Annotated in this window: 21 protein-coding genes and 2 pseudogenes; 15 read left to right on the forward strand and 8 right to left on the reverse strand. The window is 39.0% G+C overall.

What is annotated here, in order from left to right:
• Positions 1-15: 15 nt before the first annotated feature.
• Positions 16-459: a MarR family winged helix-turn-helix transcriptional regulator gene (locus CYJ36_RS02525; RefSeq protein ID WP_101564472.1), complete on the reverse strand. Its 444-nt coding sequence runs from the start codon at positions 457-459 to the stop codon at positions 16-18.
• A gap of 118 nt (positions 460-577) precedes the next feature.
• Between CYJ36_RS02525 and CYJ36_RS02530 the strand changes: the two genes are divergently transcribed.
• From CYJ36_RS02530 to CYJ36_RS24730, 3 genes and pseudogenes are all read left to right on the forward strand, one after another.
• Positions 578-991, forward strand: coding sequence for an organic hydroperoxide resistance protein (locus CYJ36_RS02530; protein ID WP_101564474.1), 414 nt, complete (start codon positions 578-580; stop codon positions 989-991).
• A gap of 935 nt (positions 992-1,926) precedes the next feature.
• Positions 1,927-2,277 (forward strand): annotated as a pseudogene (locus CYJ36_RS24725) (HAMP domain-containing protein); the annotation flags it as partial.
• Positions 2,278-2,403: 126 nt separating this feature from the next.
• Positions 2,404-3,222, forward strand: coding sequence for a methyl-accepting chemotaxis protein (locus tag CYJ36_RS24730; RefSeq protein WP_374702777.1), 819 nt, complete (start codon positions 2,404-2,406; stop codon positions 3,220-3,222).
• 46 nt (positions 3,223-3,268) lie between these two features.
• Here the strand turns inward: CYJ36_RS24730 and CYJ36_RS02540 are convergent, their stop codons facing one another.
• Positions 3,269-3,598 carry a MerR family transcriptional regulator gene (locus tag CYJ36_RS02540; RefSeq protein WP_101564478.1) on the reverse strand — a complete coding sequence of 110 codons (330 nt, stop codon included), beginning with the start codon at positions 3,596-3,598 and terminating at the stop codon, positions 3,269-3,271.
• Between the two features lie 191 nt (positions 3,599-3,789).
• Between CYJ36_RS02540 and CYJ36_RS23495 the strand changes: the two genes are divergently transcribed.
• Complete coding sequence (locus CYJ36_RS23495) at positions 3,790-3,945, forward strand: hypothetical protein (protein WP_180850023.1); 156 nt, start codon at positions 3,790-3,792, stop codon at positions 3,943-3,945.
• Here CYJ36_RS23495 and CYJ36_RS02545 read toward each other — a convergent pair.
• Positions 3,937-4,257 carry a hypothetical protein gene (locus tag CYJ36_RS02545; RefSeq protein ID WP_101564480.1) on the reverse strand — a complete coding sequence of 107 codons (321 nt, stop codon included), beginning with the start codon at positions 4,255-4,257 and terminating at the stop codon, positions 3,937-3,939. The two genes, CYJ36_RS23495 and CYJ36_RS02545, sit on opposite strands and share 9 nt — an antisense overlap.
• 107 nt (positions 4,258-4,364) lie before the next feature.
• Here CYJ36_RS02545 and CYJ36_RS02550 point away from each other — a divergent pair, with 107 nt between their 5' ends.
• On the forward strand, positions 4,365-4,550 hold the full coding sequence (locus tag CYJ36_RS02550) for a stress protein (protein WP_101564482.1): 186 nt from the start codon (positions 4,365-4,367) through the stop codon (positions 4,548-4,550).
• Here CYJ36_RS02550 and CYJ36_RS02555 read toward each other — a convergent pair.
• On the reverse strand, positions 4,547-5,314 hold the full coding sequence (locus tag CYJ36_RS02555) for a nucleotidyltransferase domain-containing protein (RefSeq protein ID WP_101564484.1): 768 nt from the start codon (positions 5,312-5,314) through the stop codon (positions 4,547-4,549). The genes CYJ36_RS02550 and CYJ36_RS02555 overlap by 4 nt on opposite strands.
• A 74-nt stretch (positions 5,315-5,388) precedes the next feature.
• On the opposite strand from CYJ36_RS02555, the gene mobA reads away from it, so the two are divergent.
• From mobA to CYJ36_RS02570, 4 genes and pseudogenes are all read left to right on the forward strand, one after another.
• A complete protein-coding gene (mobA, locus tag CYJ36_RS02560; protein ID WP_101564486.1) occupies positions 5,389-5,739 on the forward strand; it encodes a molybdenum cofactor guanylyltransferase in 351 nt (116 codons plus the stop codon).
• Positions 5,699-5,791, forward strand: a pseudogene (locus CYJ36_RS24735) (hypothetical protein); the annotation flags it as partial. The gene mobA and the pseudogene CYJ36_RS24735, both read left to right, overlap by 41 nt.
• A 57-nt stretch (positions 5,792-5,848) precedes the next feature.
• Positions 5,849-5,974, forward strand: coding sequence for a hypothetical protein (locus CYJ36_RS24230; RefSeq protein WP_257962370.1), 126 nt, complete (start codon positions 5,849-5,851; stop codon positions 5,972-5,974).
• Between the two features lie 108 nt (positions 5,975-6,082).
• Positions 6,083-6,541 carry a MarR family winged helix-turn-helix transcriptional regulator gene (locus tag CYJ36_RS02570; protein ID WP_374702768.1) on the forward strand — a complete coding sequence of 153 codons (459 nt, stop codon included), beginning with the start codon at positions 6,083-6,085 and terminating at the stop codon, positions 6,539-6,541.
• A gap of 158 nt (positions 6,542-6,699) precedes the next feature.
• Here the strand turns inward: CYJ36_RS02570 and CYJ36_RS02575 are convergent, their stop codons facing one another.
• Entirely contained in the window at positions 6,700-8,538 is a 1,839-nt protein-coding gene (locus CYJ36_RS02575) for a DNA ligase D (RefSeq protein ID WP_257962371.1), read from the reverse strand.
• 177 nt (positions 8,539-8,715) lie between these two features.
• Here CYJ36_RS02575 and CYJ36_RS02580 point away from each other — a divergent pair, with 177 nt between their 5' ends.
• A complete protein-coding gene (locus tag CYJ36_RS02580; protein ID WP_101564492.1) occupies positions 8,716-9,255 on the forward strand; it encodes a D-glycero-alpha-D-manno-heptose-1,7-bisphosphate 7-phosphatase in 540 nt (179 codons plus the stop codon).
• Between the two features lie 218 nt (positions 9,256-9,473).
• Here CYJ36_RS02580 and ku read toward each other — a convergent pair whose 3' ends face one another.
• On the reverse strand, positions 9,474-10,334 hold the full coding sequence (gene ku, locus CYJ36_RS02585) for a non-homologous end joining protein Ku (protein ID WP_101564494.1): 861 nt from the start codon (positions 10,332-10,334) through the stop codon (positions 9,474-9,476).
• Between the two features lie 262 nt (positions 10,335-10,596).
• Between ku and CYJ36_RS02590 the strand changes: the two genes are divergently transcribed.
• Positions 10,597-12,123 carry an aldehyde dehydrogenase family protein gene (locus CYJ36_RS02590; protein WP_101564496.1) on the forward strand — a complete coding sequence of 509 codons (1,527 nt, stop codon included), beginning with the start codon at positions 10,597-10,599 and terminating at the stop codon, positions 12,121-12,123.
• 136 nt (positions 12,124-12,259) lie between these two features.
• On the opposite strand, the gene CYJ36_RS02595 is transcribed toward CYJ36_RS02590, so the two are convergent.
• Positions 12,260-13,030: an undecaprenyl-diphosphate phosphatase gene (locus tag CYJ36_RS02595; RefSeq protein WP_101564498.1), complete on the reverse strand. Its 771-nt coding sequence runs from the start codon at positions 13,028-13,030 to the stop codon at positions 12,260-12,262.
• 104 nt (positions 13,031-13,134) lie between these two features.
• Between CYJ36_RS02595 and CYJ36_RS02600 the strand changes: the two genes are divergently transcribed.
• The 4 genes from CYJ36_RS02600 (at position 13,135) to CYJ36_RS02615 (ending at position 17,139) form a co-directional block, all read left to right on the forward strand.
• Positions 13,135-13,746, forward strand: a complete 612-nt coding sequence (locus CYJ36_RS02600; RefSeq protein WP_101564500.1) for a DedA family protein — start codon at positions 13,135-13,137, stop codon at positions 13,744-13,746.
• A 114-nt stretch (positions 13,747-13,860) separates the two neighbouring features.
• Entirely contained in the window at positions 13,861-14,658 is a 798-nt protein-coding gene (locus CYJ36_RS02605; RefSeq protein WP_101564502.1) for a TerC family protein, read from the forward strand.
• A 646-nt stretch (positions 14,659-15,304) separates the two neighbouring features.
• Positions 15,305-15,991 (forward strand): RNA polymerase sigma factor SigI, encoded by a 687-nt coding sequence (gene sigI, locus CYJ36_RS02610; RefSeq protein WP_257962397.1) that lies wholly within the window; start codon positions 15,305-15,307, stop codon positions 15,989-15,991.
• On the forward strand, positions 15,988-17,139 hold the full coding sequence (locus CYJ36_RS02615; RefSeq protein WP_101564506.1) for an anti-sigma factor domain-containing protein: 1,152 nt from the start codon (positions 15,988-15,990) through the stop codon (positions 17,137-17,139). The genes sigI and CYJ36_RS02615 overlap by 4 nt, the downstream gene beginning before the upstream one ends.
• Positions 17,140-17,295: 156 nt before the next feature.
• Here the strand turns inward: CYJ36_RS02615 and CYJ36_RS02620 are convergent, their stop codons facing one another.
• Positions 17,296-17,499, reverse strand: coding sequence for an alpha/beta-type small acid-soluble spore protein (locus CYJ36_RS02620; RefSeq protein WP_101564508.1), 204 nt, complete (start codon positions 17,497-17,499; stop codon positions 17,296-17,298).
• Positions 17,500-17,576: the final 77 nt, after the last annotated feature.

Here is a 17,576-nt window from a genome sequence, read left to right on the forward strand (position 1 = left end):
ACTGTTTATATACTTTTATTTAGCAGCAGTCAGCTTTTTAAGCAGGGTTCGGAATTCATCGTTTAATCTTCTGAAGTCTTCTCCTGATAAACCGCTGGATTTAAGCATATATTCTGGGACACGAAAAGCCTCATCTTTTAACTTATTACCGCGAACTGTTAAGCTGATTTCCACTTTCCTTTCATCTGTCTTAGAACGGATGCGCTCGACAAATCCAGCTTCTTCAAGCCTCTTTAAGAGAGGGGTCAAGGTACCAGAATCCAAGAATAATTCGGTGCCTAAATCCTTCACGCTCATTTTTTCATGCTCCCATAAAACAAGCATAACTAAGTATTGAGGGTATGTCAGCTCAAGCTCCTGCAAAATGGGTCTGTACAATTTTGTCATTTCACGTGAACACGCATAAATCGAAAAACAAAGCTGGTGTTCAAGGCTAAGAGGATTTTTCTCTGATGGCATTGGTTACTGCTCCTGACATTTATTTATTGACAAATCCATTATAACCTTGCTATATTAGTTTTGCAAAAACAAATTGTGCACAATTAAATTTACTAAAACTAAAAAAGGGGATAATGACATGCAAAAACTTTACACAGCTACTGCAACAGCCATAGGCGGAAGAGAAGGAAGAGTTCACACGAAAGACAAAGAATTAGACGTTGCTATTGATATGCCTAAAGCTCTAGGAGGAAAAGGAGGAGAAGGAACAAACCCTGAGCAATTATTTGCAGCTGGATATGCAGCCTGTTTTGACAGTGCATTAAATTTAGTAGCCAGAACGGAAAGAGAGAAAATCGGTCAAACAACTGTTACTTCACATGTTTCAATCGGGAAGGATGATACAGGCTTTGGATTATCTGTTATCCTTGAAGTCCACATTCCTGACGTATCAATGGAAAGAGCAGAAGACCTTGTTAAAAAAGCACATACCGTATGTCCGTATTCTAAAGCAACAAAAGGAAACATTGAGGTTGAATTGAAAGTAGTTTAATGAATAAGCTCCTTTTTAGAACATAATTGATTTTTAATCAAATTTAGAGGGGATCTTTCAATCGTTTTTTTAGCACAATTTCCTAATAATAGACTTGTTTTAAGCATACCTATTGAAAACGCCAATTTGTGCAAACAAGCCTAAAAATAAAAGCTCAAATCCTTTGTAGGATTTGAGCTTTTATTTATTTGAGATAAGAAAATTAGTCTCATAAATCACGATTTATCTTTCGAAGTTAAAAATTTTTTTTCTAAGTGGATAGATGAATGCGTGGATTGTATTCAAAGAGCGCCATAGTGACATATATTTCTATTTATGAGATTTATCCCATTAAACACAAAGTTCAATTAATAACTAAAATTTCCGCTTTCCCTTAATATTCTGTAAAAATAGCCGATGAAGTAAATATGAGCCTTATTTCTCATCAGTCGCTTTTCCGGTGTAAGGCTAAATATCTAATTTTATAGCTTTATACATAAGAGTCTATTTTAGAGGGGGCACCTTGAATGAAAGGGTCTAAAAAAGTGAAAAAAAGAAAGATAAACTTTGGGAATTTTTCTTTAAAAGGAAAGCTGATGGCGAGTTTTTCAGTGATTATTGGTCTTAGTCTTTTCATGGCAGCTTTTAATATTATCGGGTTTAGTATGGTAAACAGCCAAACGAAGCAGATCGTAAAAGATGACATGCAGTCGCTTTTAACAGAGGGTAAGCTGCGGGACAATATTACACAGAGAGTTTCGTTGATAAGAGCGTATTTTATTTACGGAAACAATGAATATAAGGAGCAGTATTATGAGCTGACAGAGGAGAGTCAGGAGCTGCAGAAAAATCTGCTGTCACAAAGCAATAATTCTAAAAGCAAGGAATTAATGAACAAAAGTGCCGAATGGGAGAAAATCGTTGAAGAGGATGTGATCAAAAGCTTCGATTCTGGAATGCGCGTAACAGCCAATCAGTCCTTGCGCGGTGATGTTCAAGACTTGGCAGATGAGCTGACAGAAGGGTTTGATTCTCTTGCAAGCGATCGTGAAAAAGCGATCATTAAGGATGGAGATGCAATTATTAGCCAAGGACGCTTCATCAATATTTTAGGTATAGTCATTTCTGTAGTGATTGTTGCGATTGGCATTTACTTAACCATTCGTATTTCAAGTGCAATCACAAAACCGATACTTGCCATTGTCAGCCGAATGAAAGCGATTTCCGGGGGTCAGCTGAATCATGAACCATTGCTGTCTAAATCTGGAGATGAAATCGGTCAGCTTGTTCAGTCAGTCAATGAAATGAATCATCAGCTGAATGCAATTGTTAAGGATATTTTTCAGGCCGCTCTGTCCGTGTCTCAGCAAAGTGAGCAGCTTCAATCATCTTCTAAGGAATTGAAAGAGGGAAGCGAGCAAATTGCGTCAACTATGCAAGAGCTATCATCAGGAGCAGAAACACAGGCAAACTCAGCTTCAGATTTATCTGAAACAATGGGAGATCTGGTGAAATCAATCTATGTTGCAAATGAAAATGGACAGGCTGTTGCTGAAGCTTCAAATCAAGTGCTGAAGCAATCTCAAACAGGCCACTCTTTAATGAGAGAATCAGTGAATCAGATGAATCGAATCAATGATCTTATGAAAAATACGGTATCAAAGGTCAAGCACCTTGATGAGCAATCAGGTCAAATCTCAAAACTTGTTGATGTGATCCAAAGCATCGCGGATCAAACAAACCTGCTCGCATTGAATGCAGCAATTGAAGCTGCGCGTGCGGGGGAACATGGCAGAGGGTTTGCTGTAGTGGCAGATGAAGTAAGAAAGCTTGCTGAACAAGTTTCCAGCTCCATTGTCGATATTAATAAAATTGTCGGTAATGTAAGAAAGGAAACCGAAGAAGTAGCAGAAAACCTTGATCAGGGATATGAGCAAATTGTCAAGGGTGCAAAGTCTGTTCATCAAACAGGAGAAAGTTTTTCAGAAATAAAAGCCCATATTGAACAAATGTCTGACAGAATCATAACCATTCAGTCTGATTTGAACAACATCATGAAAAACAGTGAAGTGATGAATGATACCATCTCTAGCATTGCGTCTGTTTCTGAGGAGGCAGCAGCCGGAATCGAACAAACTGCAGCCTCTGCTGAGCAGTCCAGTCAGTCGATGGAGGGAATCTCCTCCAATGCTGATAATCTGACAGGCTTATCTGACAAGCTGAACAAACTGGTCAATCGTTTTCAATTTTAGCCCAGTATATTCCGAAGTTAAAAAATGAGAGGCGCAAAAGCACCTCTCATTTTTTATTTCGGAAATGAAATTGAGCATTTATCTGGCCCTCACGCATTTTCTTGCGATAATCGGGGTTGCTGCGCTGCTCTTTTTTCCGCATTTCTTTAAGGATTTCATTCGTTTGTACGCCATCTTCACGCTTGTTTGCAATATCCATTAACCTTTCAACATCAGAAAACGAGTATTTTCTTGTTCCTCGTGTTGTCCGCTGGGGTGAAATTAAATGCCTTTCTTCATAATAGCGGATTTGTCTTAATGATAAACCTGTCAGCTCGCTGACTGTTCCAATTGAAATGACCTTTTTGTCTTTATATGAGTGGTCTTGTTGCTCCATTTTTCCACCCCGCACATTAGATTCTTTTTCCAAGTATACCGCACTCAAGAAGAGATAAGTGTATTCTTGTCAGATAATCTAACAGAAAATATAGAAAAATGAAAATAATATGTAAGGTTACATGACAGCTTTAATGATTAGTGGTTTTTTTTATACTAAACTAACAGTAAGAGTTTGAAGGAGGAGACAGCATGGATATAAAAAAGGCGGAGGAAATTGCCAGGAAAATTGTTGAGCTGGATGTAAGAAGAGATCAAATGCTTGAGGATCTCCTGCACGAAGCAGGAAAAGATGCACATGAATTATTGCGATTTATCCAAAATGGAGCTTTAAAAAAATCATCCTGAATTTTGATGGAAGGGGGAGGCTGCAAATGCTGTCTGACCTAGTAAAAAGGTAGCCAATTCAGTTAAATATTCCTCATTAAACATAGATGTTGCATCGCCAAAAAGATCCCGGCTCTTCTCGTAAGCGCACAGCAGCAGCAGGTTTCCATCTTGTTTTGAAACCCTGGCGAAGTAAAGCTGTTCTTGTTTTGGTTCAAGTGTGTTTAAAAAGAAAATGTCATCCCAGTACTGATGTCTGCGGAAGGCGGCAGGCCGAATGTGCTTCACTGTTTCATCATCCTTGTTATAAGATTCTGAAACTAGTTTGGTCAATTTACTCCTTTTTAACACGTGACAGTGAATTTTTACATTGGCTTAATTGCCAGATAACAATTAGCGGGTAAAGTGAAGAGAGAATAAAATGAAAGGGGCATATGAACATGAGTAAATTATTTCAAAAAGCATTGGAAGATCAACGAGCATTTTATTGCAAAAAGCTGACATCGCTTGGCATTTATAATCAAGACGTTTTAAGCAGTATGACGTTATCAGAATTGAAAAAGGAATACCATTATTTCTATAATAATATCCCTTTAATCAAGCTTTCGAATAAAAAAACTGTTTAATGACGATTAAGCGTGCTGAGAAAGAGAGAGTTCATTCTTTCTGTAAAATGGTCTTTGTCCAGTGATGGAGTTTCTGTGATTCTCGATTCAATCTTTTGGATGCTGTCTTCAATAAAATCATTTAAAAGTGAAACTCTTGGTTCAAAGTCGAGTTCATCTCCGGCTTTTTTTCTTGCCAGCAGCAAGGAAATCTCTCTTTTTATTTGTAAATCTTTCAGCATCCTATCTGCTAAAGTTTCAAATGAAAGCGGCGGGATAGAGTTGTGCTCCTGGAGCCATAAAGCTGCCAAAATAGGTCTAAGAACGTAAAAATACTTTTTTACTCTAACTTGGTCCTGCTGCAAATAATCCCGGTAATTGCCCTTCGCCATATGAAGATAATGAAAGGTGGAACGGATTGGTGAAAAGGCATCATCAGCTAAACCCTTAAAAGCCCTTGTAAACGTCTGATCCTCTTTATAAATAATTGGCGAATAAAGCCACTCCAGCAATGGAGGATTCGATTTCCGAAGCAGCTTCAGCGCTTTTTTAAGGTCCCAGCCATTTATGTCAAGTAGCTCACTGATCGGCTCCTCAATCACATCTCTGCCTTCATCAACCTGCAGATACCAGTCCTTTTTTCGCGTATAAATAAAACGAACATCATAATCACTGTCTTTAGAAGGAAATCCCCAGGCCCTGCTGCCTGATTCACAGGCATAATGAATTGTTATATCTTCCTTTTCGGCAATCGTATTCAATGCTGCGATGATTTTATCTTTCATTTCATCCTCCTTCTCCTTTTTTTCTATTATAAATGTGTGTTAAGATGATGAAAAGATAGGAGAGCAGGTACGATATGGGTACTAAACTTGCAGGCATTGTTCTCGCAGGCGGAAAATCCCGCAGATTCGGCAATGATAAAGCACTTTATATGTTTAATAATCGGACATTTTTAGATCATGCACTGCATCATTTGAAAGCGGTATCATACGTCACAGCTGTCATTGGACGAGCAAATCATAGAAATGAAGCTTCATTGTTTCTTGAAGATGAGGAAGTGTACAGAGAGAAGGGGCCGCTTGCAGGTCTCTATACAGCGATGAAAGAGGTTCAAGCTGACTGGTACCCTAGTTATTGCCTGCGATATGCCTCCGGTAGATCAAGAGATTCTCACAGCATTACTTTTAAATCGAAAACAAAATCATGAAGCTGTCATTCCGGTCATTCATGGGAAAATCCATCCTCTGACAGCGCTCTACAGACGAACCCCGCTGCCTGAAATTGAGAATCTATTAGCAAATGGGAATTTAAGAATGATGAGTTTACTGGAAAAAATCGATGCAGTCTCCTTAAATGAATCTCATTTCAAGGATAGCAGCAGATTCGCAAATATTAATAAAATGGAAGATTTAAAGATCCTTAAAGGGTATGAATCTAAGTAAACAAAAAAGAAACTACTTCAAAAAAAACGGGTTTGATAGTAAACTAATAAATAGAACTGTGTGAATCTTAAGACATTTTAAGAATGTTAAAGTTAGAGGGCGATGAGAATGATGTCTTATACAGATGAAGAACTGGAACTTGCATTAAGTCTTTTTAAAACGTTTGCAAGAGCATTTAAAAGTGTTTCAGAACACTCAATCCGTGACAGCAAAGAACATGGATTTAATCCAACTGAATTTTCGGTACTTGAACTTCTTTACACAAAAGGTCCGCAAAAGCTTCAGCAAATTGGCTCAAGACTGCTGCTGGTGAGCGGAAATGTAACGTATGTCATTGATAAGCTTGAGAAGAATGAATACATTTACCGTGAACAAGATCCGAAAGATAAACGATCTGTTTATGCAAAGCTGACTGAAAAAGGACAAGCATATTTGGATGAAATATACCCCATTCATACTGTTAGAATGGCACGTGCATTTTCAGGTTTATCAATTGAAGAACAGCAGCAGCTGATTGCTTTATTGAAAAAAGCCGGCGTTCATAGCCAGCACCTATTATTCCGTTAAAAAAATCCCGCTTAATTGGGATTTTTTTATATTGCAGCGTAGGATAAATGAGAAGGCCGAAAGCGCATTCTACGTGAATTCCTTTTTATACAAATGGCTGACCGAAGCACATGTTAATGGCGATTTATATGAAAAGGAACAATTTGACCTAATTTAAATTAACCCTTTTGTTTTTCGATAAACTCCAGCACTTTGCCGATCACTTCGTCCTGAGGTGATGAAAAGTAATCATGAAATGGACAGTCAACTTCAATCCGCTTCAGGACATAGTCCATAGTAAACGCACTTACATGAAGCTCGGACGTAACTTCTTCCCAGCGAAGAGGAGCAGCAACATAGGCTCCTTCTGTATTTCCTCTTACAGAGTAGGGTGCAACGATGGTTTTACCTTCCGCATGCTGAATATAGTCAATGTAAAGCCGATTTCCGCGATTTTTCTTGAGTCTTTCTATCGTAAAATCATCGGGAAATGCAGTAACCAGGTACGACGCAATAAATGATGTAAATTGCTTCGTCTGGTCGTATGTAAACCGATTTTTGCTAATGGGAATATGAATTTGAATTCCTTTGCTTCCAGATAATTTAGGAAAAGAAACAAGGCCGAACGAATCAAATAACTTCCTCATCTCTAATGCGGCTGAAACTGCCAAATGAAACGCATCTCTAGATGGGGGATCCAAATCAAAAACAATTTCATCAGGATAGGATGAATCAAACGTTTGAAAGGGTATGTGAAACTCAATTGCCAGCTGGTTTCCAAGCCAAATAAGAGTGGAGAGATGATTGCATAATATAAAATCAATCTCATCCTGACGGGCAGTCTCAACAAAATCAGGTGCATACTCAGGACAATTTTTCTGATAAAACCTTTCCCCGAAAGTACCATGAGGAAATCGAATAACAGTGAGAAGCTTGTTTTTTAAAAAAGGAAGCATATATTCTGAAACTTCTGCTAAATAAGCAAGATAATCTGTTTTTGTTATCACGGGATTTTCCCATAATGGTTTCTCTGGATGGGTAATCTGCACATCCTCATGCAAAGATACAGCATGTAGTTTCAGCTTTTCCCACGTGCATTCGCTTGGGGACTGATCAAAACGGAACGATTTAAAAGAAGGCTCACGAAGCTGATTCTTATAGAGTTCCAAAAATTGAAGCTCCACACAGATCGCTGGTTCAATATGAATCCACTGTGAATTCTCAGACACTTTATTATCTTTGATGACTTTTAATAATGAATCACGGTCCGCTCCCTCTAATCCGTGAGAAAAAACGCCAGCCTCTATTATTTTTTCATTTTTGAAAACACCAGCTTTATAATATCCATTTTTCTTGTCATATCCTATAATGAAAAACAAAGCGTTTTTATAATTTTTTACTTTAAGCCAAGATTTCGTGCGGACACCAGCCTCCCATTTGCCTTTTTTCTCTTTCGCGACCAACCCTTCACCGTTAAAAATTTGAATGCCTTCCCATATATTCTCATATTGAGTGAAGGAAGGAACATATTGAAGAGGAACCTTGCCCTTGCGTGGTTCAATCGGAAGATCACATTTGATGGCCGTGTCTTTTAATTTATTTTTCCGAGTAAGATAATCAAAGGAAACGGTTTTGTCGTTATTGCATTCAAGAATATCAAACATTAAATAAGTGCATGGGTTTTTTTCGGCTGATTCTCTGATTTTTTCTGGAGCCCTCATTCTGCCCCTCTGCTGAATCACCTCAAAGGATCCCTTATAAGGGTTTTTTAAGAAAACGATCTCTCCATCGAACATACATGGCATAAAAGCTTCAAATCTGGATAAGCTGGAATGGATGTAGCTGATTATTTCAGGGAAAAGCGGTCCTAAATCTTTTCCATTTCGGCTTGTGAGAGTGATGGCTTCTTTTGAAATGAACAAAATTGCCCGGAACCCATCATATTTCACCTCATAAGACCACTGATCCCCAGAAGGTATGCTGGCTGATAATGTCGGAAGCATTGGCTTTATATACATGGCAGACGTCCTTTATAAAAAAGATAAGAAAACATAATCTTTTCCGCATTTGTGTCTAGTCCGGCGCCTAACTCCTCGTTCAGATCCTTTTTTTGCCTGTCTGAACTGACGAAGGCGCTTGTGCTTTTCTATTAATATGGCTTATTAGTATACATTTCATGAAAGGAGTGCTTCCGTTTGAAAAAAGCTGTTTTTCTTGATCGTGATGGAGTCATAAATGAAGTTTTGACTGACCGCGTCAAATTCGTAAATCATCCGTCACAGCTTTTTCTTTTAGAAGGAGTTGGAAAAGCTGTTAAACTGCTTTATGACAATGGGTTCACTATTTTTGTCGTCACCAATCAAGGTGGAGTAGGCCTTGGTTATATGAAGGAGGAAATGCTTCAGAGAATACATAATAAAATGCTTAAAGAAATTGAACAAGACGGAGGTCGCATTACAGAGGTTGCTTATTGCGCTCATGCACCATATGCTGGATGCAGCTGCAGAAAACCAGAACCTGAAATGATTACAAGTCTTGCTGCGAAATATGGAATTAGTCTAGAGCACAGCTATATGATTGGAGATCGTGATGTGGATATTCTTGCTGGCAAAGGCGCAGGCACAAAAACGATTTTAATCGGCTCGGACGATCATGGAGCCGACAAGAGTTTTGAAACTCTGCTGAGTGCTGCAAGCTGGATATGCAGCAAAGAAGAAAACCTCGTTTTTGAATGACGAGGTTTTGATAAGATTATACGCATTGATGTATTGCTCTAACGCATTACTCTTCGGTCAGACGGATTTGCAAAAATTCTTTTGTGCCTGCCCTTATTTGACAATTATGTTGATTAAGTTGGAAAACGCGTAAATAGGATAGCGCGCAAATAAAATTAAAGACCGCGAATTAATTCGAATTAGCGGATTTTGCCCACTCTAAAAGTTCTTAACTTGGCTTAAGCTTTTTTTCTGGCAGTTTTCGTCTTTTTCGTAGCTTTTTCTTGTGTTTTTGTTTTTGAATCAGGCTCTTTCTTGGCAGCTGGTTTCTCTTTTGAGCGATCAATGCTTGCCTGAAGCGCACTCATGAGGTCAACGACATTTTCGCGCGGAGCATCTGCAGGTGTTTTTCCTTCGTTTTTGCCTGCTTTCTTCTGAATGAGTCCGAGCAGTGCCTCTCTATAATCATCTTTGTACGTATCGGGATTAAAGCTCGTTGTTAATTGATCAATCAGCATAATAGCAGTATCAAGCTCTTTTTCTGCAATCTCTGTTTTTTCCGGTACGCTTGGAACATCTGCTGTCTGACGTACTTCATCCGGATAATGAATGGTTTCCATTACAATGGTGTTTTGAAACACACGGAGGACTGCAAGCTGCTGCTTTGACCGTATTGTCATTTCAGCTACGCCTATTTTTCCTGATTTAAGAAGTGCTTCTCGCAACAGGGAATACGCTTTTCCGCCATTTTCTCCAGGACCGACAAAATAGGAACGGTTAAAATAGATAGGATCAATCTCTTCTAGCTTTACAAAATCGATGATTTCCACAGATTTATCTTCATGCTCCTGTTTCAGCTGCTTTAATTCTTCATCATCCAAAATGACAAACTTGCCTTTTACATACTCATATCCTTTAACAATATCATCATTTTCCACTGTCTCATCACAGTTAGGACATTTCTTCTCATACTGAATGGGGGTATGGCATTTGCTGTGTAAATTTCTCAGCTTTACATCTTTATCTTCAGTTGCTGCATATAATTTTATGGGGATATTCACCAGCCCAAAGCTGATCGAGCCTTTCCACATCGTGTGCATGATTTCTTCTCCTGCTTTCTTGTCATGTTTATAGTTAGTTTTCGCAGGATAATGGTTCACATGTGTAGTAAAACTTACATGTTTTTTATTCGAAGTGTTAGATTTTTTGATATTCGTCCAAAACGTATCAAATTTATCGGAATCAAGTCGATATACAAAAGTAGAGCCTATTTCATTACTGAAAAAGTTTATGAATTGGAAATATGGGAAAACCTTTAAAAACATGTAATGGGAGCTTTCAGCTTAAAACGGAGGGATGTATATGTCTCGAAATCAGTCTATGACTGTCCTTAATCCAGCAACGCTGAATGTTGCAGATCATATCGATGAAACCCCGATTTATCATATATCTAATATGTATGAACTTTCACAGGCAGCCTCATTAAAATGGAGGGAACAAAGCGTTAAGAAGAGATTGACATACATACAAGAACTAAAAAAAATCATGATGGACCGTCTAGATGATGTAGTTGAAGTGCTATCAGCCGATACTGGGAAAGTTAAGGTTGAGGCTGTGACAGCTGATGTGCTCCCGGTACTTGATGCCATTTCATTTTTAGAAAAGCATGCAGCCAAAACACTTGCCACTCATCGGGTTCATACGCCAGTGACCTTCTTTGGAAAGAAAAGCTATATTGAATACATGGCAAGGGGAACCGTGCTTGTCATTTCACCTTGGAATTATCCGCTTCAGCTCGCAATGGTGCCGATGATGAATGCACTTATTGCAGGAAATGCTGTCATCTTAAAACCTTCCGAAGTTACGCCTTTAGTAGGTAAATGCATTGAGGAATTGTTTGAGCAGGCCAAATTTCCGAAGGGGCTCGTACAAGTAGCCCATGGAGGCAAAGAAGTAGGTGCCGCTCTCACTAGAGGAAAACCAGACTATATCTTTTTTACTGGCTCCGTCGCAACAGGGAAAAAAATTCAAGAGGAAGCAGCGAAGGAACTGATCCCTGTGACACTAGAGCTTGGCGGTAAAGATCCGATCATAGTGTGTGGAGATGCTAATCTTGACCGGGCAGCTAAAGGTGCTGCATGGGGAGCCTTCACGAACAGCGGTCAAGTTTGCATGAGCTCTGAGAGAATTTATGTGGAACAGAGCGTTTATGACGAGTTTATTGAAAAGTTCAAAAATGAAACGTTAAAGCTAAAACAAGGAACAGATACAGATGATGACATGGGTTCAATGACCTTTCCGGGACAAATTGACATCATTAAGGGCCAGCTGGAAGAGGCGTTGGCGGGAGGCGCCCGTTTAATCACAGGTATCAAGCCTCATGAATGGGACTTATCGGAGGGACTCTTCTTGCCGCCAACTATTGTTGTTGGGGTACATCAGAAAATGAAGCTGATGCAGGAAGAAACGTTCGGTCCAGTCGCAGCTGTGATGCCATTCCAGACAGACGAAGAGGCAATTGAGCTTGCCAATGACTCTATTTACGGATTAAATGCAAGTGTATGGAGCAAAGATATAAAAAAGGCTAAACGAATTGTTTCGAAGCTTGTCACAGGAAATGCCGTCATCAACGATGTCATGATTTCTGCAGCAAACCAGCATCTTCCTTTTGGCGGTGTCAAGCAAAGCGGGATGGGAAAATATCATGGTAAGCAAGGTTTACGTGTTTTTTGCCATGAAAAATCTGTCATGCTTGATAATGGGAAGAAAAAGTCGGAGCTGCAATGGTATCCGTATCACAATAAATATCCAAAGATTCGCGCCTTCCTAAAGCGGATGTTTTGGAAAAAAATAAGTAAACTAGCCGATCCTCATAAAACTGAGAAGTAAATCGCAATTGACACTAAACCGCGCAGATTTTCTTTGCGGTTTTTATTACTGATTTCAAGTAAATAACACACCAACTCCGTTTCGGTTTGGTGTGCTATTTATGTTTTTATTAGATATTATTTCATGCGGGTTTACCTCAAAGTGTTTGAATGAATATCACTAACAATCCTAATACCCATACATAAATAGCAAATCCTTTTAAAGAATTGTTTTTCACATACCCGATCATCCATCTTACTGCGAGATAGCCAGTAAATGCTGCACTCAATGTTGCGAGAAAAAGAGGGACGAATCCAATCCTTGCCGCCTGATCTGAGAAAAGGTCTGCGAATTGAAAAACAATTGCTCCGAATATCGCAGGTATCGACAGCAAAAAAGAAAAGTAAGCCGCTGTTTCCTTGTCTATTCCCCGCATTAACGCACCTACAATCGTCATCCCGGATCTTGAAATGGCCGGAAAAATAGCCAGAGCCTGAAAAGTCCCAATAAATAAAGCGTCTCCAGACGTTAAATCATCGAGCTTCTTCGCACCTTTTTTTATCGAGTCTGCAAACCATAAAAAAACGCCTGTAATGAGAAATTCCCACCCGATTGTAACACCTGACTTAGAGATGCCATCAAAAAAATCACTGATGAAGATTCCTGCGAAAACCGCTGGCAGAGTCCCGATAAATAACAAAAAAGTCAGCTTTCGAAATGGATTCTTAAGAAGTTTTATTAAAATGTCTCTATAAAACACAATGAGAGCGATAAAAGTTCCGATATGAAGCATGGTATCAAGAAAAATTCCGCCATCTTTCATCCCGAACAGCTGTCTGCCTAAATAAAGATGACCTGTCGAACTGATGGGAAGGAACTCTGTTAATCCTTGAATGATTCCTAAAATGATTGCTTGCAGCCAATCCATTTTTCCACCTCATTTTTATCATTAAAAATATGTAAAGCTGTCCCTTTTTTATGGTATGTATAGTATGATAGCTTGTAGAACTGAAAAGGAGTTTGGTAAGAAACATGGAACAATACATCTTAGCTTTTATTGATTACTTTAAAGATCTATCGTATTTCGGAGTCCTGCTTGCATTATGTTTTGAATTTGTGCCGGCAGAAATCGTGCTGCCCCTTGCAGGTTATTGGGTATACCAGGGAGATATGACATTGTGGGGAACCGTGCTTGCAGGAACAATTGGCGGAACAATTGGACCGCTCACACTGTATGCTCTCGGGCGATATGGCGGCAGACCTTTTCTTTTGAAATACGGCAAATATATGTTTATTAATGAAGAAAATCTAGCGAAGGCAGATGCTTTTTTTGCGAAAAATGGAGCAATGGTTGCTTTTACTGCACGATTTCTTCCGGGAGTAAGAACGCTGATCTCCATTCCATGCGGGATGGCAAAAATGAATGTATGGATCTTCTCAATCTATACCTTTGTCGCTATGCTGCCAATAACGTTTTTATATGTGTATCTTGGATTTAAATTAGGGGACAAATGGGAAGAAGTCGGCAGTATCGCAAATGAATATTTGCTTCCTGCAGGTATTGCGATCGTGATCATCTTCCTTTTGTACAAGTTTATGACGAGAAAAACGGTAAAAACTACAACAGTTGATCATAAGAATTAAAGAAGGTCTATCGTTTTAAAAGCCTTTGCCTAATCGTGGCAAAGGCTTTTTTATGATAAGTGAGAGAGGATATTGGGTATATAGTATTTATACACTAATAGGAGGAATGTAAAAATGGATGTAGCTCTTTTACTCGAATATGGATGGGTTCTGCTTGTCCTTATTGCACTTGAAGGAATTTTAGCAGCAGATAATGCACTAGTTATGGCTGTGATGGTTAAGCATTTGCCGGATGAGCAGCGGAAAAAAGCATTATTTTACGGTTTAGCAGGAGCTTTTATACTCAGGTTTGGTTCACTGTTCCTGATTTCATTTTTGGTGAACGTATGGCAGGTTCAGGCAATTGGAGCCATTTACTTACTGTTTATTTCCTTGAATCATATTCTGAAGAAATTTGTCTTTAAAAAGGATCCCCACGACCAAAAGGAACGAAAAGAATCAGGATTTTGGGGAACTGTCATCAAGGTTGAACTCGCTGATATCGCATTTGCAGTCGATTCCATTTTAGCGGCTGTGGCTCTTGCTGTTACCTTGCCAGCGACAAACCTGCCAAGCATTGGAGGTCTTGATGGCGGTCAGTTTTTAGTTATTCTCGCAGGAGGAATCATGGGACTGATCATTATGAGATTTGCGGCAAGCTTTTTTGTCGCTCTTCTTAAGAAGCGACCGGGCCTTGAAACAGCAGCATTTATGATTGTTGGCTGGGTGGGTGTTAAGCTTGCTCTTTACACCTTGGCACATCCTGATATCAATATCATCGATAAGCATTTTATTGAATCCGCTACCTGGAAGCTTATTTTTTGGATTGTTCTTGCAGGAATCGCAGCAGCCGGATGGTTTTTATCAAAAGAAGTAACAGAAACGCCCGAATCGGAAGAAGAAAAAATGATTGAAAAAGCCAAGTGGCATTAAGAAAGGAGCACCCAAATTAATTGGGTGTTTTCGCATTGATTGTTGTTTTTGGTTATAATTGTACCCGTGGATTTCCGCTGCAGTCACTTTCTTTCCGCTGTGAGGGATGAGCCTTCTCGGCTATGCCTGTGGGGTCTCCCATTCCCCTCTATTTCCCGCAGGACTCAAGTGCCTTCCGCTTCAATCCACTAAAGGTATAAACCTTTTTTTCTAAAAGCAACTATACGAAAAGAGCCTTTATATTTATTTGGATCAAAAGGACATTAATCCCATATTTTCTCTTATAAATAGATTTCACCTCCAAATTTCCCAAATTGTTCACATACTTTGTAATGAATTTGTAAAAAACTTTTTTGACACACCCTCAAACTCACGTCTCATTTCGTAGCTGTTTAATGAGTAAAAAAAATCTACAAGGAGGTTGCTTGATTTACCAAATACTAGAGCTAGTCACGTTCCATTTTTTCCGTCTTCCTTCTTCGTGTTTTACCAGGCAAAGTATAATTCCAATTTTCTTCCTTTGCGCTCTCCTTGCAAATTAGCTATGATATACGAAGTAATAAGGGAGAAACTGAGGTGAGAATCGGTGCTTAGCCTACTGTTTAAACTTGGCAAACAGAAACCAACTTTAGAAGAAACTGTCTTGATGATTCAAGATGGCGATCAGCAAATGCAAAACAAACTAATTGACCAATACAAACCTTTTGTAGCAAAAACCGTTTCTTCGGTTTGTAAAAGGTACATTGATGAACGGGACGATGAATTCAGTATTGGGCTTATCGCCTTCAATGAAGCCATTGAAAAGTATTCAACTGAAAAAGGGAGCTCATTGCTGGCTTTTGCCGAATTGATTATAAAGAGAAAAGTGATCGATTATATCCGGAAAGAAGCCAGAAATGCACAAACTGTTAATATTGATCTACAGGAGCATGAAGAAGGAGAGGCTTCACAAAGTAAAATTGAAGCAGATCTCTCAATCGAAGAACATCAGAAATTAATTGAGCAAGAGCAGCGCAGGGAAGAGATTGTCTATTTCCAAAAAGTGCTGCAGGAATTTGGTCTGTCTTTTTCAGAATTGATGGAACATTCTCCAAAGCATATGGATGCAAGACAAAATGCAATAAAAGTAGCTCAAATTCTTATTCAGCATGATGATCTCAAGCGCATCCTTTTTACAAAGAAACAGCTGCCGGTCAAACAGCTTGAGGTGCTTGTATCTGTCAGTCGCAAAACAATAGAGAGAAATAGAAAATATATTATTGCAATGGCGATTATTTTATCTGGGGATTACATTTATCTGAAAGACTATATAAGAGGGGTGCTTCAATCATGAAAAAAGGGATCGTCGTTGAACGAAATGATGATTACGTTACATTGCTTACCCCTGATGGACAGTTTTTAAAGGCGAATAAACAAAAACGTTCATACGAACTGGGTGAGGAAATAACTTTTTTTCAACTTTCAGATACAAGCGAAAAGGAAGCAAAGTCGATAAGCATTTTTAGTTTGAAAGGGATTAGAAACGGGTTTTTGGCTGTTATAGCTCTTATGATCATTTTATTTACTGTACTGCCCGTTTTTAACAACGACAAAGTGTATGCTTACATGACAATCGATATTAATCCAAGCTTTGAGTTAGGATTAAATGAGAAGCTTCAGGTTGTGCTGATAGAGCCGATGAATGAAGATGGCGAAAAGATGCTTAACGATCTAAAAGACTGGAAAAACCGCAAGTTATCAGAAGTCTTTACCAAAATAGTCGATAAAAGCAGCGATTTAGGATACATGAAAGAGGGTAAGGAGATTTTTGTTGCAACTGTTTTGACTGATCAGGAGCATGAAGCAGTTAAAAAGAAAATGCTTGAGGATGTTGAACAATTAAAAAACTCTTACCAAAAAAAGAACATGACTGTAAACGCTGTTGAATCTGATGCAGAGACGAGAAAAAAAGCAGCAGATCAAGGTATCTCAACTGGGAAATATATAAAATTAAATCCTCAGGTAAAAGAAGGGCAAACACCTGAAAACTCTGATCCTTCTCTTGAAGAAAAGGGCAAAGAAGAGGATACCGAAAAAAACATCGATGAGAAAACAGATTCGGGTGAACAAAAGCCTCCTGTTAAGGAAGAAGAGAAGACCGTTCCACCTGCTTCTGAAAAACCGCTTGAAAAAGAAAAGCCAGACGTAAATGAAGAGGAACAGAAAGTGCGTGTGCCGCAAAAACAGCCAAGCGTTCCTGAACCTCCAAAAGATCAGATATCATATAAAGAAATATGGAAAGAAGCTGAAAAGAGGAAAAAAGAAGAGGAAAAAAGATGGCGCGAAGAACAAAAGAAAAAATCTTCACTTGATGAAGACAGAGATGATAATGAAAGAGATCGTGATCGGAATGAAGATGATCGAAACAACGAAGACAGAGATGACGATGACAATGATGAAGATGATGATGATCGTGAGGGGTCAAGATCAGATCGTGATTAAATAGCTCCAGGGAACAGTCAAAGATTAGCGATCGTGAGCGGTTTTAAAGTGCTTTTCTGCAAAGACTGATTCTCAGCCAATTCAAATAAGTGCATGAACCATCTACATATCGAAAGAAAACCGCAGAATGCTCGTACTCTGCGGTTTTTTGCCATGTTATTCAGTTTTAGATTGTCCGCCGAGCCCAGCTTGTGCTTGCTGCACTAAACGTTTAGTTATTTCTCCGCCTACAGATCCATTTGAACGTGCTACTGTATCAGATCCAAGAGTTACTCCAAATTCCTGAGCGATTTCATATTTGATTTGGTCCAGTGCCTGTTCAATTCCTGGAACAAGTAATTTGTTGCTGCTTCGAGCCATTTGTTTTCAACTCCTTATAACAAATATCCAGCCGATGATGGCTGTTTCATTAGTTTTGTTTAAAAAGGAGAAAATAT

The organism is Bacillus sp. UMB0893 (assembly GCF_002858905.1).
Lineage (GTDB): Bacteria > Bacillota > Bacilli > Bacillales > Bacillaceae > Bacillus_P.